This is a genomic window from Streptomyces sp. NPDC042100 (genome assembly GCF_055582325.1).
The window spans coordinates 24,562-47,869 of record NZ_JBVJDK010000012.1 but is presented as its reverse complement, the minus strand read 5'-3'; the positions used below and the strand labels follow the sequence as shown (position 1 = coordinate 47,869).

At 69.6% G+C, this 23,308-nt stretch carries 22 protein-coding genes, 1 tRNA gene and 1 pseudogene; 5 read left to right on the top strand and 19 right to left on the bottom strand.

Going from position 1 to position 23,308, the window contains the following annotated elements; genetic code table 11:
• Positions 1-3: 3 nt before the first annotated feature.
• A complete protein-coding gene (gene nrtL / locus ACZ6J5_RS25815) occupies positions 4-1,041 on the bottom strand; it encodes an ArgS-related anticodon-binding protein NrtL (RefSeq protein WP_469395313.1) in 1,038 nt (345 codons plus the stop codon).
• A gap of 305 nt (positions 1,042-1,346) precedes the next feature.
• Entirely contained in the window at positions 1,347-1,799 is a 453-nt protein-coding gene (locus ACZ6J5_RS25810; protein ID WP_469395311.1) for a response regulator, read from the bottom strand.
• A 179-nt stretch (positions 1,800-1,978) separates the two neighbouring features.
• On the opposite strand from ACZ6J5_RS25810, the gene ACZ6J5_RS25805 reads away from it, so the two are divergent.
• Positions 1,979-2,050 (top strand) — tRNA-Arg (locus tag ACZ6J5_RS25805).
• Positions 2,051-2,288: 238 nt separating this feature from the next.
• Here ACZ6J5_RS25805 and ACZ6J5_RS25800 read toward each other — a convergent pair.
• On the bottom strand, positions 2,289-3,179 hold the full coding sequence (locus ACZ6J5_RS25800) for a nuclease-related domain-containing protein (RefSeq protein WP_469395309.1): 891 nt from the start codon (positions 3,177-3,179) through the stop codon (positions 2,289-2,291).
• Between the two features lie 76 nt (positions 3,180-3,255).
• Positions 3,256-4,191: pseudogene (locus tag ACZ6J5_RS25795) on the bottom strand (tyrosine-type recombinase/integrase); the annotation flags it as partial.
• Positions 4,192-4,340: 149 nt separating this feature from the next.
• Here ACZ6J5_RS25795 and ACZ6J5_RS25790 point away from each other — a divergent pair.
• On the top strand, positions 4,341-5,033 hold the full coding sequence (locus ACZ6J5_RS25790; RefSeq protein WP_469395307.1) for an HAD family hydrolase: 693 nt from the start codon (positions 4,341-4,343) through the stop codon (positions 5,031-5,033).
• A 550-nt stretch (positions 5,034-5,583) separates the two neighbouring features.
• Positions 5,584-6,612, top strand: coding sequence for a hypothetical protein (locus ACZ6J5_RS25785; protein WP_469395306.1), 1,029 nt, complete (start codon positions 5,584-5,586; stop codon positions 6,610-6,612).
• 290 nt (positions 6,613-6,902) lie between these two features.
• On the opposite strand, the gene ACZ6J5_RS25780 is transcribed toward ACZ6J5_RS25785, so the two are convergent.
• The gene (locus tag ACZ6J5_RS25780) at positions 6,903-7,352 is read right to left on the bottom strand and encodes a hypothetical protein (RefSeq protein ID WP_469395304.1); all 450 of its coding nucleotides are present in this window, start codon (positions 7,350-7,352) and stop codon (positions 6,903-6,905) included.
• Positions 7,353-8,009: a hypothetical protein gene (locus ACZ6J5_RS25775; protein ID WP_469395302.1), complete on the bottom strand. Its 657-nt coding sequence runs from the start codon at positions 8,007-8,009 to the stop codon at positions 7,353-7,355.
• A gap of 927 nt (positions 8,010-8,936) precedes the next feature.
• Between ACZ6J5_RS25775 and ACZ6J5_RS25770 the strand changes: the two genes are divergently transcribed.
• A complete protein-coding gene (locus tag ACZ6J5_RS25770; RefSeq protein ID WP_469395300.1) occupies positions 8,937-9,953 on the top strand; it encodes a DUF5954 family protein in 1,017 nt (338 codons plus the stop codon).
• 65 nt (positions 9,954-10,018) lie between these two features.
• On the opposite strand, the gene ACZ6J5_RS25765 is transcribed toward ACZ6J5_RS25770, so the two are convergent.
• The 7 genes from ACZ6J5_RS25765 to ACZ6J5_RS25735 all read right to left on the bottom strand — a co-directional run bounded on the left by ACZ6J5_RS25765 (position 10,019) and on the right by ACZ6J5_RS25735 (position 16,954).
• Positions 10,019-10,978 (bottom strand): HNH endonuclease, encoded by a 960-nt coding sequence (locus tag ACZ6J5_RS25765; RefSeq protein ID WP_469395298.1) that lies wholly within the window; start codon positions 10,976-10,978, stop codon positions 10,019-10,021.
• A gap of 153 nt (positions 10,979-11,131) precedes the next feature.
• On the bottom strand, positions 11,132-12,772 hold the full coding sequence (locus tag ACZ6J5_RS25760; RefSeq protein ID WP_469395296.1) for a M4 family metallopeptidase: 1,641 nt from the start codon (positions 12,770-12,772) through the stop codon (positions 11,132-11,134).
• A 280-nt stretch (positions 12,773-13,052) separates the two neighbouring features.
• Positions 13,053-13,715, bottom strand: coding sequence for a mycothiol-dependent nitroreductase Rv2466c family protein (locus ACZ6J5_RS25755; protein WP_469395294.1), 663 nt, complete (start codon positions 13,713-13,715; stop codon positions 13,053-13,055).
• Between the two features lie 67 nt (positions 13,716-13,782).
• Positions 13,783-14,133, bottom strand: coding sequence for a DoxX family protein (locus tag ACZ6J5_RS25750; protein ID WP_469395292.1), 351 nt, complete (start codon positions 14,131-14,133; stop codon positions 13,783-13,785).
• 93 nt (positions 14,134-14,226) lie between these two features.
• Positions 14,227-15,276, bottom strand: coding sequence for a methyltransferase (locus tag ACZ6J5_RS25745; RefSeq protein WP_469395291.1), 1,050 nt, complete (start codon positions 15,274-15,276; stop codon positions 14,227-14,229).
• A gap of 243 nt (positions 15,277-15,519) precedes the next feature.
• Positions 15,520-16,449 carry an NADP-dependent oxidoreductase gene (locus ACZ6J5_RS25740; protein ID WP_469395289.1) on the bottom strand — a complete coding sequence of 310 codons (930 nt, stop codon included), beginning with the start codon at positions 16,447-16,449 and terminating at the stop codon, positions 15,520-15,522.
• Positions 16,450-16,486: 37 nt separating this feature from the next.
• Positions 16,487-16,954 carry a luciferase domain-containing protein gene (locus tag ACZ6J5_RS25735; protein WP_362480495.1) on the bottom strand — a complete coding sequence of 156 codons (468 nt, stop codon included), beginning with the start codon at positions 16,952-16,954 and terminating at the stop codon, positions 16,487-16,489.
• 128 nt (positions 16,955-17,082) lie between these two features.
• Between ACZ6J5_RS25735 and ACZ6J5_RS25730 the strand changes: the two genes are divergently transcribed.
• Positions 17,083-17,448: a winged helix-turn-helix transcriptional regulator gene (locus tag ACZ6J5_RS25730; RefSeq protein WP_469395287.1), complete on the top strand. Its 366-nt coding sequence runs from the start codon at positions 17,083-17,085 to the stop codon at positions 17,446-17,448.
• Positions 17,449-17,478: 30 nt separating this feature from the next.
• On the opposite strand, the gene ACZ6J5_RS25725 is transcribed toward ACZ6J5_RS25730, so the two are convergent.
• The 6 genes from ACZ6J5_RS25725 to ACZ6J5_RS25700 all read right to left on the bottom strand — a co-directional run bounded on the left by ACZ6J5_RS25725 (position 17,479) and on the right by ACZ6J5_RS25700 (position 23,283).
• Entirely contained in the window at positions 17,479-18,936 is a 1,458-nt protein-coding gene (locus ACZ6J5_RS25725) for a multicopper oxidase family protein (RefSeq protein WP_469395286.1), read from the bottom strand.
• Between the two features lie 200 nt (positions 18,937-19,136).
• Positions 19,137-19,553 (bottom strand): chorismate mutase, encoded by a 417-nt coding sequence (locus ACZ6J5_RS25720; protein ID WP_469395284.1) that lies wholly within the window; start codon positions 19,551-19,553, stop codon positions 19,137-19,139.
• Complete coding sequence (locus ACZ6J5_RS25715) at positions 19,550-20,917, bottom strand: class II 3-deoxy-7-phosphoheptulonate synthase (RefSeq protein WP_469395282.1); 1,368 nt, start codon at positions 20,915-20,917, stop codon at positions 19,550-19,552. Before ACZ6J5_RS25715 ends, ACZ6J5_RS25720 begins: the two co-directional genes overlap by 4 nt.
• A gap of 93 nt (positions 20,918-21,010) precedes the next feature.
• On the bottom strand, positions 21,011-21,916 hold the full coding sequence (gene pheA / locus ACZ6J5_RS25710) for a prephenate dehydratase (RefSeq protein WP_469395281.1): 906 nt from the start codon (positions 21,914-21,916) through the stop codon (positions 21,011-21,013).
• A 15-nt stretch (positions 21,917-21,931) separates the two neighbouring features.
• Positions 21,932-22,336, bottom strand: a complete 405-nt coding sequence (locus ACZ6J5_RS25705; protein ID WP_469395279.1) for a nuclear transport factor 2 family protein — start codon at positions 22,334-22,336, stop codon at positions 21,932-21,934.
• Positions 22,337-22,347: 11 nt separating this feature from the next.
• The gene (locus tag ACZ6J5_RS25700; RefSeq protein ID WP_469395277.1) at positions 22,348-23,283 is read right to left on the bottom strand and encodes an NAD-dependent epimerase/dehydratase family protein; all 936 of its coding nucleotides are present in this window, start codon (positions 23,281-23,283) and stop codon (positions 22,348-22,350) included.
• Between the last annotated feature and the right edge of the window lie 25 nt (positions 23,284-23,308).

The window sequence follows — 23,308 nt, the reverse complement described above, 5'->3', positions numbered from 1 at the left end:
CTTTCAGATCTGGTCGGGTGCGCTGATGCCGAGCAGGGAGAGGCCACCGGCGAGCACCGTCCCGGCGGCTTCGGCGAGCGCGAGCCGGGAACGGTGGGCGGCCGAGGGTTTCTCGTCACCGAGGGGCAGCACCGTGTGCTGGAACGAGAGCAGCGCGTCGGCGACCCCTTCGAGCCGGCGTGCCAGCCGGTCGGGCGCCCGGTGCCGGGCGGCGGCGAGGAGGAGGGCGGGATGATCGGCGAGCAGAGATACGAGCACGTCCCCGTACTCACCGACCCCGACCCGGCCGACCCCACAGGCCCCACCGACCTCACGGGCCTCCTCGCCGGGCTCCCCCTCATACACCGCCGGTACGCCGAGCTGCGCGCCGTTGCGCACGAGCGCGCGCGCCCGGGAGTGGGCGTACCGCACCCGGAAGAGCGGATTGCGCTCGTGCTGGACGAGCAGGGGGCCACCGGGGAGAGCGTGATCGTGGGCGGCGGGCCGGAGCAGGGCCCAGCGGGCTGCGTCGGGCCCGAGGAGGGCGGGCTCATGGGGCGCGGGCAGCACGGGGAGCCGCTCGCCGCCGGCGGCGTCCCGGCCGCCGGTCAGCACGTCGGCGCCTTGGCTGCGGAGGAGCCGCACCACGACCTCGCCGACGAGGCGGGCGCGGGGCTCGTCGGCGTCGAGGAGCCGGACGCGGGTGCCGGCGAGGGCGTCGGAGTGCCCGTACCGGAGCCCGGCGGCGCCGATCTCCCGCACGAGCCGGGCGGCCCGTCCGGAGTCGAGGGTGAAGTTGAGGAACCCGGGTCCGGTGATGTCGACGGCACGGATCCCGGGGCTGTCGCGCAGCCGCTCCTTGAGGATCCCGGCGACGTCGAGGGGCGGCCGTCCGGACGGCCGCGCGAGGCTGAGCGCGATGCTGCTGGCGTAGTCGCCGACACCGCCCGGCCGGGGCCGCTCGACCTTGACGCGCGCGGGCACGTCGACCCGCAGCGCACCCTCGTCGACCGCACGGCGCACGGCGCGCAGCACGGTGAGGGAGAGGTCCGCGGGGGTCACGGGACCAGCCTAGGGGAGGAGGGGGGGCAGAACGCGAACCGGTTTCGGCATGTGGGCGGCGGACCCGGAAAACGCGGGAAGGGACGACCTGGAGAGCCTGCGGAGCGGGGCCCGGGAAACGCGGGAGGGGACAGTGCGGAGACCCCCTGCGGAGCGGGGTCCGGGAAACGCGGGAACGGGCGCCACGGAAACCCTGCGGAGCGGGGTCCGGGAAACGCGGGAAGGGACAGTGCGGAGACCCCCTGCGGAGCGGGGCCCGGGAACGCGGGAACGGGCGCCACGGAAACCCTGCGGAGCGGGGTCCGCTAGAGGGCTCGCCCGCGAGGTGCTCCGGTCCCCGCAGGCGGCTCCTCGCCGCCCTCCTGCTGCTCCTGCCCGGTCCCCTCACCGTGCCGCCCGCGCCGGTCCCGGTGCATGAGCTGGCGGACGACCCGTACGAGCTCGGACGGCTCGAAGGGCTTGGCGAGGAAGGCGTCCACGCCGGAGATGCCGCACCCTTCCCTGTCGTACTCCGTGCCGGCGCTGATGATCGCGACGGGGAGGTGACTGGTCCGCGGATCGGACCGCAGCCGCGCGGCGGTCCTGAGCCCGTCCAGCCGGGGCATGACGACATCGAGGGTGACGACATCAGGACGGACCTGATGCACGACATCCAGACACTCGGCACCATCGGCGGCGGTCACCACCTCGAACCCCTCGAGTTCGAGATTGACCCTGATCAGCTGGCGGATCACCCGGTTGTCATCGACAACGAGCACTCGCCCGGACACCCCTGACACACGTCGAGAGTAGGTCTACGGGAAGGGCCGCGTCCGGCGTTTCCCCACTTCCGACCCGCGCGGGGGAACACCCCCTGGTGACCCGGCGGAAATACCTGTTCACAGGCACGCCTCACGAGCTGGTAGGGTTCTACCCGTCGCCGCCGAACGCGGCGGACGCCCCCGTAGCTCAGGGGATAGAGCAACGGCCTCCGGAGCCGTGTGCGCAGGTTCGAATCCTGCCGGGGGCACTTCGCAGGAAGTGCCACACAGACCCCGTGATCAGCGGAAACGCTGAGAACGGGGTCTTGTTGTATGTGCAGGCGTGAGCAGGGCTGAGCGGCCGTATGTCGAGGTCTGTGGACGAGGCGTGGACGGGATCTTGGGGCGTCGTCGCAGCTGAAGAGCCCAAGGAGACGGGGCCGCATCAGCCTCCAGGAGCCTGCCCGCGGTGCTCATGGAGACGACCAACGCCCACCAAAGCACGGCTCAAGCCTTGCTCCACGCCTGGCGATGGCGAGCAACGCTGTAGAGCTGCTCCACCTGCTCGGCCGTCAGTACCCCTGAGAGCGGCGCCAGAGCCGCTACTTGGCGCTCCTGGTAGACCCGGACGCTGAGTTGGGTGGCGACCACCTTGAGATCGGTAACGCCGACGAAGACGAGGACGGGTTCAACCGGTACAGGAAACCCGCAGTACTGCTCCAGCACCCGGACCACACGCTTTGCCTCAGCTCGGCTCTTGCGGACGTAGGGCGCCGGCTTGCCGTGATTGACCTTCACCGCGTCGTCGCCGACCCATACGGCCTTGTCGTGGTGGTGCTTCGTGTTGATGCTGAACACTCCTCCAGGGCCGATCAGCAAGTGGTCGACGTCCACACGTTCACTCAGGGGAATCGAGTGCAGAACCCGCCAGCCGTGCCGCTCCAGGCGGTTCAGCTCACCTCCCACGCGCTTCTCCCCCGCCAGTCCTTTCCGCCACGAGTCCCACTTGCTGGGGCGGCGCAGGAGCCGTGAGACGACACGCTCCATGAGACCCGGGCCGGACTTGTCGAGCAGGTCACGAAGGGCTTCACCGGGGCGGTTGGCGGACAGGTCATCGGCCGGCAGCAGAGGTGGCAGCACCGGACGGGCTTCAGCCCTCGATGCCGGCTCCTGTGGCGAGATCGGAGCGGAGATCTCCCGTAAGTGGTCTGTCAGCACGGCGATCACGTCATCGCGATACTCGGCGGCCAGGACGGTGATGTCCCCCGTCGTCACGTCAGCCCAACCGACCGCAGTGCCATCGGGCAGATTCGCGTACAGGCGATCATGTCCGTACCGCTTCCAGCGCGTGACTTTCAGCTCCACGAGCCCCCCTCGTCCGCTCTCGACTCGCAGCATCGCAGCGGAGAGGGCTGAAAACGAGTGAGGCCCCGGACAAGATGCCCGGAGCCTCAATGGGGTGATGCACGGTTCTTCACTCGTATTCGCGAAGAAGATCCTCAATACGTCGGTTGGCGACGTCCTGGCGCCCGTCGAGGCACTTCGCGTAGCGGGTCAGCAGGACCTCCACGCTGTTGCCGGCGCGCTCCGCAACCTCGGTCGGGTCGACGCCCGCGTTCAGCCAGGTCGACAGGGCCGAGTGCCGAAGGTCGTACGGCCGACTCGCGAGCGGCGAGGCGGCGACGGCCGGCGGAAGCGCGAGGAGGCGGGCCTCCTGCCACACCCGGTAGTAGGTCGAGGACGGCACTACCGAGCCCTTCTCACTGAAGAACAGGCGCCCGTCGTCCGCCGTGCCGAAGGTGGCCAGGTGCTCACGGAGAACGGCACTCAGGTGCGGCGGTATGGGCACCCGGCGGACATCCTCATTCGGCCGGTTCTTCAGCCCGCGGTCGTCGTGGGTCTCCCCCGAATCCGTCCACTGCCTGCCGACCGACGGGCGAGTCCGATGAAGAAGCGCCGAGCCCCACCCCTGCGAGGGAAGGACCAAGTCCGTCTCGGCCAGGCCAACCGCTTCGGCCGGACGAAGCCCACCGAAGTACATGGCGGCGAAAAGGCCGACGAGTCGACGACCACGAGCACGCCGGTACCCGCCCACATAGGAGACAGCCGCCAGGAGGTTGCGAGCCTGTTCTGGGTTGGCGACGATGCGGGGATCTACCTGGTTGGATACCTTCGGCTTCTGCCAGCGGACAGCCGTGATCGGGTTCTCCCGAAGTTCTCCCAGGTCCACCGCATAGTTCGCTGCATTCACGAGGGTCCGGCGCTTGCGCCGCACAGTTTCCGCAGCGGCCGCGGTCCCATCGAGCTTGAGTTTGAGAGCGTCGAGCACCGCGCGAGCCGCTGCAGGCTCAGCAAGGTCAGCGAGCGGCCGGGACGCCTTGGACACCCAGTGAAGGACGTTCAGCACATCGATCGAGATCTACGACCTCGTAGGCAAAGACACTGTCCTCTTCCATCACTCGATCAACGACGGCGAGTCCTCGGGCGGAGCCCAGCAGGTCCAGCAGGCCCGGATGTGGTTCGACAGCGTCTGGGAGACCATCGGAAGGGACTTCGACCTTGACGCACGCTGAACCGCTCGCCGAGACCCTGGCAAACGCCCGAGTCATCCTCTTCGACTTCGACGGACCCGTGTGCGACGTGTTCGCGGGGCTGCCGGCGCCCGAGGTCGCGCGGGAGCTGACCGCCCTCCTCTCCGCTCAGGGTGAAGCCGCGGGCACTAAGGCATCCCAGACGGACGACCCCATCGAGGTCCTGCGCATCGCGCATGAGGCCGACACCGAACTGGGCCAGATGATCGAGCAGGCTCTCACGGCCGCCGAGGTCCGAGCCGTTGCCGTGGCAGGCCAGCCGACGCCAGGAGCAGCCGCAGCACTACAGGCAGCCCGATCGGCGGGTCGAGGCGTAGCCGTGGTGAGCAACAACTCCGCAGAGTGCGTGCGGGTCTTCCTCGAGCTTCACGGCCTGGAGGAGTACGTCACGAAGATTGTGGGTCGCCCCTCCGAGCAGCCACACCTGATGAAGCCGAACCCGTTCCCGCTCATCACGGCAGCCGAGCAGATGCACATCGACATCACGAGCTGCACCCTGATTGGCGACTCGCTCACGGACATCCAGGCAGCCCACGCAGCAGGCGCAACGGTCATCGGCTACGCCAACAAGCCCCACAAGGTAGACCAGTTCACCGAGGCGCAGGCCGACGTCGTCACCGAGAACATGCAGGCCATCGCAGTCGCACTCACTGCGGAGTAGCCGCAGGCCCAAGGGGAGCTGTTACAGGTTTCTCTACCTCATCAAGGCACCCGCCGCGCACGGCGCGGCGCGCGCGGCCCGTCGCCCGGGCCTGCGCTCCTGTCTACGCCCCGCTCCAGCCCGGCCGCCGTCCGCACGCCTGACAGCTCGGGTTGATGGGTGACGAACCCGTGATGCAGCCGGGGCGGTACGCGAGTGCGACCTCAAGACGATGCCTCCGGCGGGGGCGCTCAGGCTCCGGGATGGCGGGGGCTCCGTACGCGGGTGCCGGCCCATGGGGTGTTGCGCTGGGGGACTCCCATCCCGTCTGCCGTCGCCCCAGGCAGAGCCGAGCAGACACGGCACCGGGCCTGCTCCACGGTGTGTGGGTCGACGGCAGACGGGATGGGAGTCAGGGCAGTGCTCGGCGTGCCGGAAGTCGACGAGGCCATGGCCGCTCGCTCAAAGTCGCTCCGCCGACCTCTTTCACTGATCTCCATAACTTGGAGAGTTGGATCCCCTAGAGTGGCGATCCAAGCAAAACGAGGGATTCAACCGGGGGTGCCGACTAATGGCGGATATCGAAATCATGAACCCTCAGAGTAATCATCTCAAAGCAGGGCTCACGGAAGAAATCCTTACGGACGCCATCGAGAAATCTGGTTACCCTCTCCAAAGCGCTGTTTTTGATCTACTGGGAGGCGATTTTCGCGTACAGCAAGAGTGGGGATTTCGTGATCGAATCACAGGCGAGATGCGGTCCTGCGACCTGATGGCCATGAAGGAGCTCGACGCTCCGCCGTCAAGCGACTCGCGGATTCGTACGTCATTGACGATCCTCATCGAATGTAAGCAGTCAGATCTGCCTTATGTCTTCTTTTCACCTGCCGAGGCGCCCTGGCGCCTGACTCTCCCCCAGGTCACGGGACTGCAGCAGGATGAAATGGCCATCTCGACCGATGACTCTCGTTCCACTTGGCTCTATTCCGTTATGCGAGCACTCGAGCTTGCCGAGGAGCCGTTCATGAGTAGAGATGGTTTCTCTATTATGAGCAAGTGTGCCCGCAAGGGGCCCAAGCTGGAACTTTCCGGAACGGATGCATATAACGGGATCGTTATGCCCTTGGCAAGCGCAGCGACTCACTTCTCCACTTCGTCTGCGCCCAAGGAAACGCACCGCTTCTTTGATGCGCACCTTCTCTCGGCAGTAGCGGTTCTCGACGCCCCTATGGTTGCGGCGAAAACAGCATCCACTGGAACGGAGTTGAAATTTACTCCGTGGAGTCGACTATTCCGTCATGAGCCTGAGGAGCCGGGCGTATTCATGGGTCACACAGGAAAAACGATGGCGATCGATGTTGTGCACAAAGACTTCTTTAATGAGTACTTGAATGGCCATCTGATTCCGTTCGCGCGAACTTTTTCAGAGCGGGCATTGCGACATCACGAGATTCTCGCTACAGGAAAGGCGTTTGCTTCAGGGATGGGTGCGAACGGCAGCTCCGGGATTTACGAGCGACTGCAATCGCCTAGGCGTATTCCCAAACCGACATCAAGGCGAGGGGCACGTGGCCGCGTATCGGGCGAAGGCAGCGTGTGAGGAGTTGTGTAGGGTGCGACCTCCCCGGCGGTGGCGAGTAAAGAGGTCGTTAGCCCACCCGCTTTGGCTGGGTGGTGGTGGCCGGCTGACATCTACAGCTGACATCAACAGCGGTGGATGCAGGAGGCCAAAGGCGGTCGGGAGTGACAGGGAGCCTTCGGCTGTTGGCTGAGTACGGCCGGTCCGATCGGACTTGTAAAGCGGGGCCATCGGTTCGAACCCTGCCCGGAGGCGCCATGCCGAAGGCCCCGGACCATAGTCGATCCGGGGCCTTCGGCATGGCGCGCGGGTTACGACTTAAGTAGGCCCAGCGTTACCTGCGGAAATCCCAGCTTTGAAGTCACATCGGATACCGCCGATCTGAGATAAGGGTGCGCAACAAGCTGGGCCGTCGTGTAGCCGAATGCGACAAGGCTTTCTTCGGAAACCTCACCCTTGGGATCGCCTTCGTCAGGAAACCTGAAGAGCACTCCAAGGTTGACCTGAACCTTCAGCGCATCCGCCCCATCCGCGTCTTGCGCCGTCAGCTCGTGCTCAAACTGGTACGTAATATGAGAACCATCTCGCCCGATCCCCATATTGGTTTGCAAGGTCTCGATTTCCTGAAGGTCCGACGTTACGTCAACCTTCAGAACCTCCCCATGCAGCAAGAAGACCCGAACATCCAGCAGCTCTGCGCGAGCATTTACCGGAGCTGCCAGCTGCCTCTGCTCGTCGGCGTGAGGAATCAGAAACGCCATCTATTCACCACATTCCGGAGCCGCGGCGGCAGCTGGCTCCCTGATGACTCGACTAGCGACGTTCCACGACTTGACCCAGGCTTGGTTAATTCGGGGAGATCTGATCTGCGCAGACTCGCTTTTGAGTACTGCAGTAATCTCGCGGAATTCCATACCTACGTGCTGCTCCCAAGGCAGAGAGCGCCACCGCAGGAGCCATCCGTCAACGAGCGCCATCTCATCCCGAGACAACCCAAATTCCGGCTCTGCGGACTCCGGGACGTTTACACGAAGCCACTCGTTTACTACTGACCATTCCCAGATGCGCTTCCCATTGGGCGCTCCTGCCGGCGTAGGGAAAGACGTCCCCTTGCGCCGCTGCCCTTCGATCAGCTGCCGAACACTCTCGCGGCTCCGGTCACACCTGCGGGCGATCTCCGCAGCGTCAACCAAGTCCCTGTCGAGTCGGGCTACGGTAACGCCGAGCAGCTTCTCAAGCTCTGTCGCGGCACACTTAGCCGCCATCGGGCCGTTCTCGTGACCGTCCATGTAGACGGTGAGGAGAAGGCGCCCGAAGGACTCGGCGATCAAACCATCAAAGTGGTCGTAGAAGAGTTCCTCGACTCGGGCAACGTCAGAGACGTCTTGTACTTCAAACCTCAAGCTGTAGGTCTTCATCGTTGCTCCCCCAGCTAGCTTCCGATGCAACCTGTTGACACACGTCAACAGTACGGTACCCGCACTGTGTCCCGTCAAGCGGAAAGCCGCACCTCAGGTCGTACGCTTCTTAGACCTCGGGTCGCCGTCCGGCAGCGGGCAGGTGCGAGCCTCCCGAAGCACGTCACGCGCGTGTCGCTCCGCAACTCGGGGTGTCCCGCTGATCGAGATCCGATGACACCCGACGTCACAGGTGAGGAGGCCCCAGTGGCCGCCCTTACGCAGGCTCCAGCCCCCGCCGCCAAGGATCTCTTCCAAGGCGGCTCTCACAGCCTTGTCCTTGTGGCTCCGAGGCAGCAGCTCTTCCCCCACTAAGGTCCCCCTACAGTGCATCGCTGACTACATAGAGTCGCATACTGTCGCCAAAGTTACATCAGACGAGTGAACGGTGATCCCCCATCGCCCTTCGTTCGGCACCCGAGTGGTGTGGCCTATCTGTGGACTGAAGGACAACTTCCCACCTACTACAAGCCGCTGAACTGCTGCTATGTCGTTAGCCCACACGGCCTCCGGAGCCGTGTGCGCAGGTTCGAATCCTGCCGGGGGCACTTCGCAGGAAGTGCCACACAGACCCCGTTGTCAGCGGAAACGCTGAGGACGGGGTCTTGTTGTTTCTACGGGCGCGCACGTCAGGTGTCCGACCTCTCACTTGTCGCCCGTCGCGGCGGCGCCCCCCTCCCCCGGAAAGCGAGCGCCGCTCCCGCCAGTTGGGGCCCGTGCGGAGGTCGCTGAAGCCGGTGTGGGCGGAATATGCCTCTGACAGGGCGGCGCGTTGTCGTGCCGGGGGTTCGGGGGGTGGGGGTGGGCGCCCCCCTGGCAACCCAACTGCGCCGGTCGTTCTGTTGGAACTCTGGCCAGGGGGGCCCACCTCGGCGCAACAATGCGCGCATGAGCGATGACTGGAAGCTACGACTGGAGCGGATGAAGCGGGACCTCGTGGTCAGCGGGGATCCCGTCGCGTGGGTGAGTGAGGCCGATGCCGTGCAGGCGTCGTTGCAGTTTCCGTCGCTGGCCGTGCGGGGTGCCCTCTTCGGGGTCGCCGTCCAGCGGAAGGACGACGGGATCTGGCGGATGGTGACGCCCCTGCAGGACGGGATGCCGCAGATCTCGCGCGACAGTCTGAACTCGAAGCTGTGGTTCCGGGCCAAGGACGACACCGACGATCCGGGCGTGCGGCGGGAGTTGCTCGCCGCGGTGGCCGTGCTGGAGCGGGAGCCCGTCGACGAGGTGGAGGTGCTCGACGAGCGGTACCGGATCGTGCGCGGCGACGAGCTCGCGCGCAGCGGGCCCACCGGGCTCGAACCGCCCCGGCCCACCGACGTGGAGCCCATCGAGCGGTCCTGGGACGAGCGGCGCGGCTCCGAGTCGCCCGACCTCGACTTCGTACTCGATCCGTTCCGGGAGCGCGGGCTGATGTCCGAGGCGCTGCGGCTCGGGCTGCGCAGCTTCGAGTACTCCGGCAAGCGCTACCCCGCCGCCGTGCGCGAGGACTCCCGGCGGGCCGTGCAGCGCCATCCCGAGATCGCGCTGATGCCCGTCACCTTCGGGGTGGTCGAGAAGAACGGGGACGCCTGGCGGCCCGAGGGCTCCCTCATGGCCACGCCGCACGACGCCCGGCGCTTCCTCTACGGGCTGCTCAACCGGCTCTGGCCGCTGATCTACGAGTTCGACGACGCCAAGCGCGAGCGGTACGCCGAGATCGCCGAGCGCTACCGGGCGGCCGACCGGGCCGACGAGCTCTCCTTCGACGACCGCCTGCTGCGCATCTGCCGGGTCGAGCGGATCGTCCGCTTCGGCCCCGACGGGCCCGAGAAGCCGCGCCCTTCGGACTTCGACGACTACGGGCCGATGAAGATGCACCCCTCCATGGACGCCATGACCGGAGAGGTGCACCACGGGGAGTGAGAGGGCCTCGGGGGCGCCGCCGGGAGCTCCGCGCCGCCCGGCCGCGCGCTCGGGGGGGGCGTGCGTCAGTCGGCCTTTCCGCACAGCACCCGGTGGTACGCCACGTGTGCGCTCTCGATGCGGTGCGCGGGGTGCCTTCTGAGCGAGGCGACGAAGGTGTCGTCGGTGGTGCGGCGCACCTGCCAGTCGGCGTCGACGTAGATGCCCAGCAGGTCGAACTCCTTGTGGTGGTTGGGGCAGAGGCACAGCATGTTGCTCGTGGTGTCCGGGCCCTCGTGCGGGCTGCCGATGCCCTGGATGTGGGCGGCCTCGCTGTAGCGGCCGCGGGGGGTCTCCAGCGGGGTCCCGCACACCTGGCAGGTGCTCTCGTGCCACCGCTTGACCTGCCTCGGCCACTCCGGGTTCCGGTCGGGGCGCGTGACCGTCGTCCGTCGGCGGCCCACCGGGCCGGACGTCCCGCCGGAGGGCGGGGCCGCCTCCTCGTCCAGCACCTCCTCGGCGTGTCCGCTCGCGCTCAGGTAGCCGACGAGGCCGACCCGGTCGAGGATCCTCGGGCGGTCCGCGTCGGAGAAGTACGTCCAGCTCAGCAGCCGTACGGCCTCGGCCCGGGTGCGGGCCCTGCGCAGCAGTTTGGCGGCCTCGGGCACGAACCCGGCCTTCGCGCCGGCCTCGCGCAGGGCCGCCGGGCTCGGGTCCTTGACGCCGTCCGGGATGCCCTCCACCTCCCAGATGCCGCCGCGCAGACGGGAGAACGGATAGTGCGGGGTCACCTGCGAGCCGGGCCCGCCGAACTCGGCGAGCAGTCCGCCGACCTCGTCCTCGAACACGTCCCACGCCGCGAGCCTGTCCTCGCCGGCCTCCAGGCGGGCGATGGACCAGAGCAGGGACAGGGGTTTGTGCGGGGAGGGAGCGCCCCGCCGCCGGTGTGTCCGGAGGGTGCCGAAGGCGTGCAGCAGGGCCTCGCGCTCCAGCCTCGGCGGCGCCGCGGTCCCTTCTCGGCCGGTCCGTATCCCGTCGGTCGTCATGGCGATCAGGCTAATCGCGGGGAGTGAGGGGCGAGGGGGGAGGGGGCGAGGCGGGAGGGGCGGGAGGTGGCCGGGAACGCGGCCGCCCCCGCACTCCGCGTCGGGTGGCGGGGGGCGGGGGCGGCCGTGGTGTGTGCGTGTCGGTGGGGCGGGTTACTTCACGTTGATCGCCGTCCACGCCTTCGCGACCGCGTTGTACTCCGTGCTGCCCGAGCCGTAGAGGTCCCTGGCCGCCGAGAGGGTGGCGGTGCGGGCGCCGGAGTAGTTGGTGCTGGACGTCATGTAGGTGGAGAGGGCCTTGTACCAGATCTTGTAGGCCTTCTGGCGGCCGATGCCCTTCAGGGTCGAGCTGTCGTAGGTCGGGGAGTTGTACGTGACCCCGTTGATCGTCTTCGTGCCGCTGCCCTCGGACAGCAGGTAGAAGAAGTGGTTCGCCGGGCCCGACGAGTAGTGGACGTCCAGGCGGCCGACCGTCTTCGACCAGTAGTCCGCGGAGCCGCCGTCCTTGCTCGGCTTGTCCATGTAGCGCAGCGGCGTGCCGTCGCCGTTGATGTCGATCTTCTCGCCGATGAGGTAGTCGCCGACGTCCGTCGCGTTCGCCGCGTAGAACTCCACCGAGGTGCCGAGGATGTCGGACGTCGCCTCGTTCAGGCCGCCGGACTCGCCGCTGTAGCGCAGGTTCGCCGTCGAGGACGTCAGGCCGTGCGACATCTCGTGGCCGGCCACGTCGAGGGAGGTCAGCGGGCTGGTGTTGCCGATGCCGTCGCCGTACGTCATGCAGAAGCAGTTGTCGTCCCAGAACGCGTTCACGTACGCGTTGCCGTAGTGGACGCGCGAGTACGCCGCGACTCCGTCGCCCCGGATGCCGTTGCGGCCCAGCTCGTTCTTGTAGAAGTCCCAGGTGACCGCCGCGCCGTAGTGCGCGTCCGCCGCCGCCGTCTCGCGGTTGCCGGCGAGGCCGTTGCCCCAGGTGTCGGTCGAGTTGGTGAAGAGGGTGCCCGTGCCGGACGTGCCGCCCTTCAGGTCGTACGTCTTGTGGCCGCCGCGCGCCGCGTCGGTCAGCGTGTACGTGCCCGAGCCCGAGGTGCCCAGCGTGACCTTGCCGCTGTACTCGGTGTTGCCGATGCCCGTCTCGATGGACTCGTAGGAGTACAGCTCCTTGCCGCTGCTCGCGTCCGTGATCACGTGACGGCGGCTCGGCGTGCCGTCGGCCTGGGTGCCGGTGACGACGGTCTCCCAGGCGAGGACCGGCTTCCCGGTCGCCGCCCAGATCACCTTGCGGGCCGAGGACGCCTTCGCCGACTTCGCGTCCGAGGACGCCACGGCCGACTTGCCCACCGTCGCCGCCGAGAGCGCGGGGGCCGTGTCGGCCACGGCTATCGACGCCTGGGTCGCCTTGGTGGTGGAGCGGGCGCCGTTCTTCTTCTCGTGCACGACGAGGTCGCCACCCAGCACCGGGATGCCGGCGTACGTGCGCTCGTAGCGGGTGTGGACGGTGCCGTCCGCGTCCTTGACGACGTCGCGGGCGACCAGCTTCTCCTGGGCGGGCAGGCCGAGGGACGCGGCCGTGCCGGCGGCGTCGGCCTGCGCCTCCTGGATCGCGGCGGCGCGCTGCGGCTGGGTGAGGACGAGCGCGGTCGCGCCCGCCTCGCGCTGGGCGTCGGCGCTGGCCGAGCCGGACTGGACTCCGATGACGACCATGGCGGCCGAGGCGATCAGTGCGGCGGCGCGGACGGTGGTGCGGCGGTGCGAGGTCTGCTGGCGGGTCACGCGGGCTCCTTCGCTGTGAAGCATGGGGGGAAATGCACGTCGTGGGGGTGGTGCGAGCAGCGAGCGTGCCAGCGAACGACCGCTAATGACAGGTGCGCAACAAGAATTTGACCATCAGTTGTCCGAAGGGCGGCCAGCTCCGTCCGTTATGCGGGGAGCTGACCGCCCTGGGATCGGGGGGTTCTTAGGGGAGTTCTGGGGTTCTCTTTACCGTTCGATCCGTACCGCGCGATCCGTACCGTGCCGATCCATTGGCTGGCCGACCGGTCGACTGACCGGTCGGCCGGGGCGGTCAGTCGGGCGGTCAGTCGAGGACCGGGCCCTCCGACCTCGCCCGCTTGAACTCCGCGAAGCCCGGCACCGTCGCCGCCAGCCGCACCGCCTCCCACAGCCGCGCCGCCGCCTCGCCCCTCGGCACCCGCGAGAGGATCGGGCCGAAGAAGCCCAGCGGCTCACCGTCCGGGCCCGGCAGCGCGAAGACCGGGCTGCCGGCCTCCTCCCCCACCGCCGCCTGGCCCGCCTCGTGCGACGCCCGCACCTCGCCGTCGTACGTGTCGCACTCCGCGTACGCGAAGAGCTCGGCCGCCGCCCCCTCCGGCAGGCCCGCCGCCTCCAACGCCTCCCGGATCACGTCCAGTTCCGGACCCTGGCCGCTCGGATGGAAGCGCTCGCCCAGTTCCGCGTAGAGCCGGCCCGCCGCCTCGTTCCCGAACTTGTCCTTGACCGCCACCAGCGCGCGCACCGGCCGCCAGCCCTTCGGGCCCAGCAACTCCCGGTACTGCTCCGGGATCTGGTCCAGCCGGTCCTCGTTGAGGATTGCCAGGCTCATGACATTCCAGTCGATCGCGACCAGGCCCCGCGCCTCCGCCTCCACCAGCCAGCGCGAGGTGATCCAGGTCCAGGGGCACAGCGGGTCGAAGTAGAAGGCGACCGGGGTGGGCGGCCGAACGTCTGCGGTGATGGTCATGGGGTCCTCTCTTCCGTTCCTCTTCCGGGCATGTCGCCGGGTCCTTCGTCTCCCCGGTCCCCGAGCGTCAGTTGGCCGCCAGGCCCAGGACCACCGGCGCCGCCGCCAGCAGCGCCAGAACCGCCGGAACCGGGGCGCCCTTGCCGTCCTTGGCCCGGATGTGCGTGATGACCGCGCCGATGAAGTAGAGCACCACGCCCACGCCCGCCGCGATGCCCAGCGGACGGAACCAGATGCCCGCGATCAGGCCGACCGCGCCCAGGATCTCCAGCGCCGCCAGCCGCGGCAGCCAGCCGTCCGGGACGTTGACCTTCTGCATTCCGGCGACGATCTTCTCGTCGCGCACCAGCTTCCCGCGCGCCGATCCGACCAGGACCAGCGAGACCAGGGCCGCCAGGACTACGTATGCGATGAACATGGGTTGCTCCTTGAGCCGTTTGAGAGAGGGGTGTGTGAGGGAGGGGTGCAGGAGGGGGGAGGGAGGGGTGCTTGGGGGGGCGTGGGTGGGGTGTCAGGGCTTCGGGATCGCCTCCACCACACTGCTCGGCGACGCCGTCGGCAGGATCCGCGTCAGCGTGAAGCCCGCCGTGTCGAGCAGCGCCCGGAACTCCTCCGCCGTCCGCTCCTGGCCGCCGCTGAGCACCATCATGTTCAGGTCGATGATCTTGCTCGGCGAGAACGCGCCGTCCTCCGGCACCACCGTGTCCACCACCAGGAGCCGGCCGTCCGCCGGCATCACGCGCCGCACCGACTTCAGGATCTCGATGCTCGACTCGTCGTTCCAGTCGTGCAGCACCCACTTCATCGTGTAGAGGTCGCCGCCCTCCGGGACCTTCTCGAAGAAGCTGCCCCCGATCAGTTCGCAGCGGTCCGCGAGGCCCGCGTCGGCGATCCGGGCGCGCCCGTTGGCCACCACGTGGGGCAGGTCGAACACGATGCCCTCGGTACCGGGGTGGGCGCCGAGGATCGCGCTCAGGAAACCGCCCTCGCCGCCGCCGACGTCCACCACCTTCCCGTACGGGGAGAAGTCGAAGACCTCCAGCACGGCGTCCGCGACCATCGCCGTCAGGCCCGTCATCGCCTTGCCGAGGTGGTCGGCCATCTCCGGCGTGCGCTCGAAGTACTCCCAGATCGGGTGGCCCGACGCCGCCTCGAAGACCGGCTGCCCGGACCGTACGGAATCGGCCAGCAGGCCCCAGGTGCCGTGGTGCGCGGCGCCCAGTTCCAGTTGGACGAAGGAGGCGAGCGAGCCGGGTACGTCGGTGCGCAGGGTGTCGCCGAGGTTCGTGGTCGTGTAGCGGCCCTCCGCGTCGACCGCCAGCACGCCGACGCCGGCCAGCGCCCGCAGCAGGCGGTGCAGGGAGCGGGGGTCCGTCCCCGTCGCCGTCGCGAGCTCGGCCGCCGTCCGGGGGTGCGCGGCGACCTGGTCGGGCAGGCCGAGGGCGGTCGCCGCGTGCACGGCCCGGGCCACCCAGAAGCTGGTGACCATATCGAACATCCGGCCGAAGTCGGGCTGTTGCTGCTCGGCCGCCGTGGCGGCGGCGCTGGTGCGTGCGTCCATGGGAGGTCTCCGGCTCTGGCTGCTTGAGGCGAGGGGTGCGTGGAGCGAGGGGTGCGTGGGGCGAGAGGAGCGCGTGGGGCGGGGGCCGCGAGGGGTGCGGCGGGCGGGGCCCGCACGTGCGGCGTGGTGGGGCCGGGCGCGGGTGGGCGGGCGGGCGAGGGGGCGGGTGCCGGGGGCCGGGCGCGGGTGGGCGGGCGCGGGCGGGCGCGTCGTCGGTGTGGCGCGCCCGCCCCCTTCCTTCCGTCAGGCGACGGTGACCGCGATCTTGCCCACCGTGCCCGCGCCGAAGGCGGCGAAGCCCTGGCCCACCGCGTCCAGGCCGTACGTCTGGCCGATCGGCACCGTCAGGGTGCCGGAGACGACCGCGCCCGCCAGGCGCTCCAGGGTGGCCGGGTCCGGGTTGGCCATCACCGAGGTCACGGTGATGTCCAGCTCGGTCGCCGCCTCCGGGCCGAAGCCCAGCGTGGAGGCGAGCCGGCCGCCCGCGGCCACCAGCGCGGCGGCGGCCACCGGGTCGCCGGCCAGGTGGGCCGCCGCGTGCACGCCGCCCGGGGAGAGCGCGCGGATCTGCGCGGCGAGGTCGCCGGTGTGGTCGACGACATGGGTGGCGCCGAGGCCCTTGACGAACTCCGTCTCCGCGCCCGGCTTGGCGGTCGCGATCACGGTGGCGCCGGTCTCGGCGGCGAGCTGCACCGCGTACGCGCCGACGCCGCCGGTCGCGCCGATGACCAGCACCGTCTCGCCCCGCTGCGGCGCCAGCGCGTCGATCACGCCGACGGCGGCCGAGCCGGCCAGGCCGAGGGCGCCGGCGTGGGCGGAGTCCAGGCCCTCGGGGGCGGCGGCGATGCCGTAGCCCTCGCCGACCACCACGTACTCGGCGAGCGCGCCGTCCTGGACGACCGGCTTCATGACGACGCCGAAGACGCGGTCGCCGGCGGCGCGGCCGACGCCCTCGCCGACCGCCTCGACGGTGCCCGCGAAGTCCTTGCCCAGGGTCACCGGGAACTTGTGCTCCAGGACGTCCTTCAGGAAGCCGTAGATCACGGCGCCGTCGAAGCCGTTGAGGGAGGAGTGGCTGACCTTGACCAGGATCTCGCCGGGGCCCGGCACGGGCTTGGACACCTCGGTGACGGTGGGGGCCGCGCCGAATTCGTCGATGGTCACTGCACGCATGGGGTGATTCCTCTTTCGGTTCCGTGGGGTGGGGCGGTCAGGCCGCGGCCTGCTCGTACGAGGCCCGCAGCACCAGGGCCGCGACCTCCAGCTCGTCCTCGTCGCGCGGCGCGTAGAGCATCACGATGCTGTCCGGGAACTCCGCGCGCCGGGTGATGGGGTGCGGCTCGATCCAGCCGAGCTCCGTGAGCGCCGGCAGGACCTCGACCGGCACCGTGAGGTGCATGAAGCCGGACCGGTGGATGTGCCCGAACTCGTCGACCGACGGGTGCAGGAAGGCCAGGAAGGGCCGGTTGCTCCGGTTGAGCCGCAGGGCCAGCGAGCCGGGCTCGGAGACCAGGCTCGGGCTGGTGAAGACGCCCGGCAGCTCCTTGGCGCGGGCCACCAGGGCGTCCCGGATCTCCGGCGGGGAGAAGTCCTCCAGCTGGTCGTGCGGGATCTCCCGGCCGGTCGTCTCGGGACGGGGCCCCTTTCGCGGGGGCAGAACGCTCAGGTCGACGGCCATGGTTTCCTCCGGTGCGGGCGCGGCGAAGCCGCGCACAAACAGTGCGCTGGTTACTTCTTGTTTCCACGAGAATTCTGGGCGATCCTGCTGCTGTGGCAGAAGACGGCACTTCAAAGATCGCAACGCACATGAATGTTCCTGACCAGGTCAGCGAGGGTCTGGCCATCTGTCAGCTGCGCGATGTGCTCGACCGGGTCGGCGACAAATGGAGCGTTCTGATCATGGCGATCCTGGGCGACGGGCCCCGGCGCTATTCGGAGCTCCGCCGCTCCATCGACGGGATCTCGCAGCGCATGCTGACGCTCACCCTGCGCAGCCTGGAGCGGGACGGCCTGGTGATCAGGACCGTCACGCCCAGCACGCCGCCGCGGGTGGACTACGAGCTGACGCCGGTCGGACACACCCTGTCCACGGAGGTGGGTTCCCTGATCAGGTGGTCCGAGCGGCACCGCGAGTACATCAGCATGTCCCGGCAGAGCTTCGACGCCGAGTAGTCCCACGCCGGGTGGTCAGACGCCGGGTGGTCAGACGATCTTCATCGTCGCCATCATCCCCATCGCCGCGTGGTCGAATATGTGGCAGTGGTAGAGGTACGTGCCCCGGTAGCCGGTGAAGGTGGCCTGGAGCTTGACCGTCTCCCCCGGGTTGAGGTTGACGGTGTCCTTGAGCCCCACCTCCGGGCCCGAGGTCACGGGTTTCCCGTTGCGCTCCAGCACCCTGAACTGCACCAGGTGGATGTGGAAGTTGTGCGGGATGACCGTGTTGGCGTTGGTGACGGTCCAGATCTCCGTGGCGCCGAGGGTGATCTGGGTGTCGATCCGGTCCATGTCGTAGATCAGGCCGTTGATGTAGCCCAGGTCCGACGCCGAGCCGGTCTCGTCCATGCTCAGGGTGATGGAACGGTTCACCGTGGCCGGCGGCAGGGCCGGCAGGGTGCGCAGGTCGTACGGGATGGTGCCGAACTCCTTGCCCGTGCCGGTGACGCGGAACTGGATGACCTTGGTGATCGCGTCCGCGGGCCCGCCCGGCATCGCGTCGGGCGCGTTCTTCAGCTCCAGGGTGGTGCCGAGCGGGTACTCGTAGAAGTCGATCATGATGTCGGCGCGTTCGCCCGGCGAGAGCGCCACGCTGGTGACCTCCTGCGGCCGGGGCAGCAGTCCGCCGTCCGTGCCGATCAGGGTGAAGGGCGCGTTGCCGGTCAGGCTGAGGTGGAAGTACCGCATGTTGGCGGTGTTGAAGATGCGGAAGCGGTACAGCTTGCGGGCGACCTCGAAGTACGGCCAGGCCTTGCCGTTGGCGAGGATGACGTTCCGGTTGAGGAAGTCGTCCATGGCGTAGACGAGTTGGCCCTGGTCGTCGAAGCGGGCGTCGCGCAGCTGGATCGGGATGTCGTACGCGCCCTTCGGCAGGATGTTGCCCTGCTCGACGTCGTCGGTGAGCAGGTAGGTGCCGCTGAGGCCGCGGAAGACGTTCTCGGACTCCTGGTGGTGCGCGTGGTCGTGGAACCAGAGGTTCGCGTGCGGCTGCTGGTTCGGGTACGTGTACGTCTTGGTGCCGCCGCCCGGGGCGATGAGGTCCATCGGGCCGCCGTCGCTGTCCGGCGGGACGTGCGCGCCGTGCAGGTGCACGGAGGTCGGCACGGTCAGGTCGTTGGTCTGCCGGACCACCGCGCGGACGCCCGAGCGGGCGCGGATGACCGGGCCGGGGAAGCTGCCGTTGAAGGTGTGGACCCGGGTGAGGCGGCCCGGGATGATCTCGACGTCCGCCTCCTTCATGGTCATCGCGTAGTACTCGGCGGTGCCGGTGGAGGAGTACGGGGCGAGCGTCGGCGCGAGCGGCATCCGCTGGGTGAACTTGGGGATGCTCGCCGGGTCGAGGTCGGCCGCTCTCGCGGTGCCGCCGGTGGCCGGAATCAGCAGGCCCGCCGCGCCGGCCGCGCCGGTGGCCACACCCGCCTTGAGCATGTTTCTGCGACTGATCACGAAATCCCCCATGGTGATCCCGGAAAGAAGACGCCGGGTGTCCGTCGTGAACGAGAGAGAGGCCGGCCGCGGAGAATCGGGCCGGATCATGGCCTTGATTCTCCTGTGGGCCGGAAACCTCGATCAACGGAGACGGATTCATGGGTGTGCGCACTTTCGCAGGTCATGCGCACGCTCTGTCGGATTTCGCCAAGCGAATGTCAATATTCCGCCAGGACCGGCGGCGGAGCCGTCTCCTCCCGCGCGGCCGGAATTCGCTGTTCCAGTGCGGAGCGCGCGATCGCCTCGTGGTGCCGGATCACCTCGGCCACGACGAAGCGGTGGAATTTCTCGGCGAATTCCGGATCGAGCCGCGCCGCCCCGGCGAGCTCCCGCAGCCGGGCGATCTGCCGGGCCTCGCGCCCCGGATCGGCGGGCGGCAGGCCGTGCCGGGCCTTGAGCTCGCCGACCCGGCGGGTGAGGGCGAAGCGCTCGGCGAGCAGGCGGACGACGGCGGCGTCGACGTGGTCGATGCCGGCCCGGAGCCGCCCGAGCTCCGCACCCGCCGGCCCGGGCGCGGGGCCGGATGCCGCCTCGGGCCTCGCCCCGGGCGCCGCCCCCGGCGTCTCCCCCGTCACGCGGCCTCCTCGGCGTGCAGGAACTCGGCGACCAGGAAGGCCAGGTCCAGCGACTGGCTGCGGTTGAGCCGGGGGTCGCAGGCCGACTCGTACCGGTCGAACAGGTCGGGGAAGCCCAGGTCATGGCCGCCGCCGACGCATTCGGTGACGTCGTCGCCGGTGAGCTCGACGTGGATGCCGCCCGCGTGGGTGCCGAGGGCGCCGTGCACCTCGAAGAAGGCGCGGACCTCGCCGAGGATGTCGTCGAAGTGCCGGGTCTTGTGGCCGGAGGGCGCGCCGATGGTGTTGCCGTGCATCGGGTCGCTGACCCAGGCGACCCGGGCGCCGGAGGCGGTGACCTTCTCGACGAGCTCGGGCAGCACCTCGCGCACCCGGTCGACGCCGAGCCGCACGACGAAGGTGAGCCGGCCGGGCTCCCGGTCGGGGTCGAGCCGGTCGATGAGCCGCAGCGCCGTGTCGGCGGTGGTGCTGGGGCCCAGTTTGACGCCGATCGGGTTGGCGACGCGGGAGAAGTACTCGACGTGGGCGCCGTCCAGGTCCCGGGTGCGCTCGCCGATCCAGAGCATGTGCCCGGAGGTGGCGTAGACCCGGCCGGTGTCGGGGTCGCGCCGGGTCAGCGGGGCCTCGTAGTCGAGCAGCAGGCCCTCGTGGGAGACGTAGAACTCGGAGTCGTCGAAGGCGCGCGGGCTGGCGCCGGTGGCCTCCATGAACTTCAGCGCGCGGTCGATGCCGTGGGCGAGGGCCGCGTACTGCTCGCGCAGCGGGGAGCCGGCGATGAAGTCGCGGTTCCACTCGTGGACCTGGCCGAGGGCCGCGTAGCCGCCCGCGGTGAACGCCCGGACGAGGTTGAGGGTGTTGGCGGAGGCCTGGTACATCCGCAGCAGCCGCTCCGGGTCCGGGACGCGGGCCCCGGCGGTGAAGGCGAGGCCGTTGACGGCGTCGCCCCGGTACGTGGGGAGGGTGAGGCCGTCGCGGGTCTCGGTGGGCTGGGAGCGCGGCTTGGCGTACTGGCCGGCGATCCGGCCGACCTTCACGACCGGCAGCGCGGCGGCGTAGGTGAGGACGGCGGACATCTGCATCAGGGTGTTGAGCTTGCTGTGCACGGTCTCGGCGGAGACCCGGTCGAAGGTCTCGGCGCAGTCGCCGCCCTGGAGCAGCAGGGCCTCGCCGCGCGCGACGGCGGCGAGCCTGTCTTTGAGGCGCTCGCACTCCCCGGCGAAGACCAGCGGGGGCGCGGCGGCGAGTTCGCGGGTGACCCGGCGCAGTGCGGCGGGGTCGGGGTATTCGGGCTGCTGGGCGGCGGGGAGACCGTCCCATGTGTTCATCAGTTCGAATTCAGGGGTCTCGGGCTTCAGGGTCTCCATGGCGGAACCTCTCGCGGACGAAGGTGAGGAGGCAGGTGAGGAGGCTGGCGGGACGAGTGCGCGGGCGGGTGGGGACGGGGGCGGCGTGGGGCATCAGCGGCGACCGGCGACGGGGCGGGCCGGGGCGGCCGGCCACCTCGGGTAGCTGCCGAGGAAGCGGGCGGAGGCCCCGGCCCCGGGGAGGCCCGACAGGGCGCCGCTGACCGCCGGGTGCGTCACGTGGCCGTCCACGTCGACGAAGTAGCGGTAGCTGCCCAGGCGTTCGCCGGTGGGCCAGGCGTGCACCCGGCTCACCGCGACGTCCCGGTCGGTGAACAGGCCGAGGACCGCGGCCAGCCGGGCCGGACCGCCGTCCTCGGTGGTGACGACCAGCGAGGTGCGGTCCCGGGAGGTGCGGGCGGGCGGGAAACGGGCCGGGGAGACCGCGACGAAGCGGGTGACCGCCCCGCCCCGGCGCCCGAGCCCGGTGGCCAGCACCCGCAGGCCGTAGCGCTCGGCGGCCGGCGGGGCGGCGATGGCCGCCGCCCCGCCGCCGGGCCGCCGCGCCACCTCGCGCGCGGCGGCGGCCGTCGAGTCGGCCGGCACGGCCCGCGCGCCCGGCAGGTGCGTGTCGAGCCAGGCGGCGCACTGCGCGAGGGCGTGCGGGTGGCTGAACACCTCCCGTACGGCGGCGCGGTCCGTGCCGTCCGGTGCCATCAGGGCGAAGGTCACCGGGAGTTCGACCTCTCCGGTGATGTGCAGCCCGGACTCGGCAAGCTGGTCCATGGTGGCGGGCACGGGGCCCTTCACCGAGTTCTCCAGCGGGACCACGGCCGTCCCGCAGTCGCCCCGGCGGACCGCGTCCAGGGCCGCGGGGACGCTGGGGTACGGGCGCCGGGGCGGCTCCGCGCCGTGGGCGTCGAGGGCGGCGTGGGCGGCGTACGCGGGGAGCCTGCGCAGCGCCGCCTCGGTGAAGGTGCCCTCGGGGCCCAGGTAGGCGTACGCGATGGCGGTCTTCATGGCACCGGGCGCCCGTCAGCTCTCGATCACCCGGTGGAAGGCGACCGTGTCGAAGACGTCCTCCATGCGGACCGCCTTGCCGTCGCGGAACGTCCAGGAGTGGACGAACTGCAGGGTCTCGGTGTGGCCGGAGCGGGAGGTGACGTCACGGACGCCGAAGACGACGACCCGGTCGCCGTGGTCCAGGAACTCCAGGGGCTGGAGCCGCATCCCGCCCAGGACGGTGGGGACGTGCGCCAGGAAGGCGCGGACGCCGGCGTGGCCGTGCTTGGTGCCGCCGAGCCCGTAGGTGTGCATCCCCTCGGGGTGGATCCACTCCATGTCCTCGGCCATGGTGGCGACGAGCGCGTCGACGTCCCGGTCGCGGAAGGCCGCGTAGGCGGCGTGGATCAGGTCCAGGTTGCTGGTGGTGGTGGTCATCGGTGCGCGCCTCAGCCCTTCTTCGCGTACTCGGGATACATGGACTCGACCGTGCGGCGGATGCCCTCGCGCCAGTCGACCTTGCAGGGGCCGGTGAGCTTCTTCCGCAGCTCCGGGTCGAACTGGTAGGTCTCGCGGGTGACCTCGCTCGGCACCAGCCTGGCCTCGACGCCGGTGAGCTCCTCCAGGTAGCGCACGCAGTCGGTGATGCCCACGGACTCGTCGCCGCCCCAGTTGGTGAGGGTGGCGGGCACGGTGGCCGCGTTCCACAGGTGCGGGACCTGCTCGACGAGGTCGTCGGTGTAGAGCAGGGAGCACCAGTTCTGGCCCTCGACGGGGACCGGGATGGGCTCGCCGGCGAGCATCCGCTTGAAGTAGAGCATCGGGACGCCGCCGTAGCCGCCGGGGCCGTACGCGATGTTCAGGCGGGCGATGACGGTGGGCAGGCCGAGGGTCGCCGCGTACGCGCGGACCGCGCCCTCCGTGGCGATCTTGACGACCGGGTAGGCGGGCAGCCAGTCGGCGACGCCGTCGACCGGGTCGTCCTCCCGGTAGGCGTGGTCGAGGGTCTGGCGCTTGTAGAGGGCGCCGGTGGAGACGTACAGGAACGCCTCCGCGGTGCGGCAGTGGGTCATCAGGCGCCCGGCGGCGACGCTGTTGACCTCGATCGCCCGGTTGAAGTCGCCGTCCTCGCCCCGGTTGACGGCGGAGTGGATGACGTGGGTGAAGTCCTCGGGCAGCCCCTTGAGGGAGTCCGCGCCCGGGTCGGCGGCCTCGTCCATGTCCCAGCGGAAGGTGGTGATGCCGTGCGCGCGCAGGGCGTCCTCCGAGCCGGGGGCGCCGAAGCGGCCGAGCGCCCAGACCTCGTTGCCCTGGGCCAGCGCCTTGGCGACCGGTCCGGCCACCTGGCCGGTGCCGCCGGTGACCAGGATCTTCTTGCCGTTCATGTGTGCAATCCCCTTCGTGTGGTGC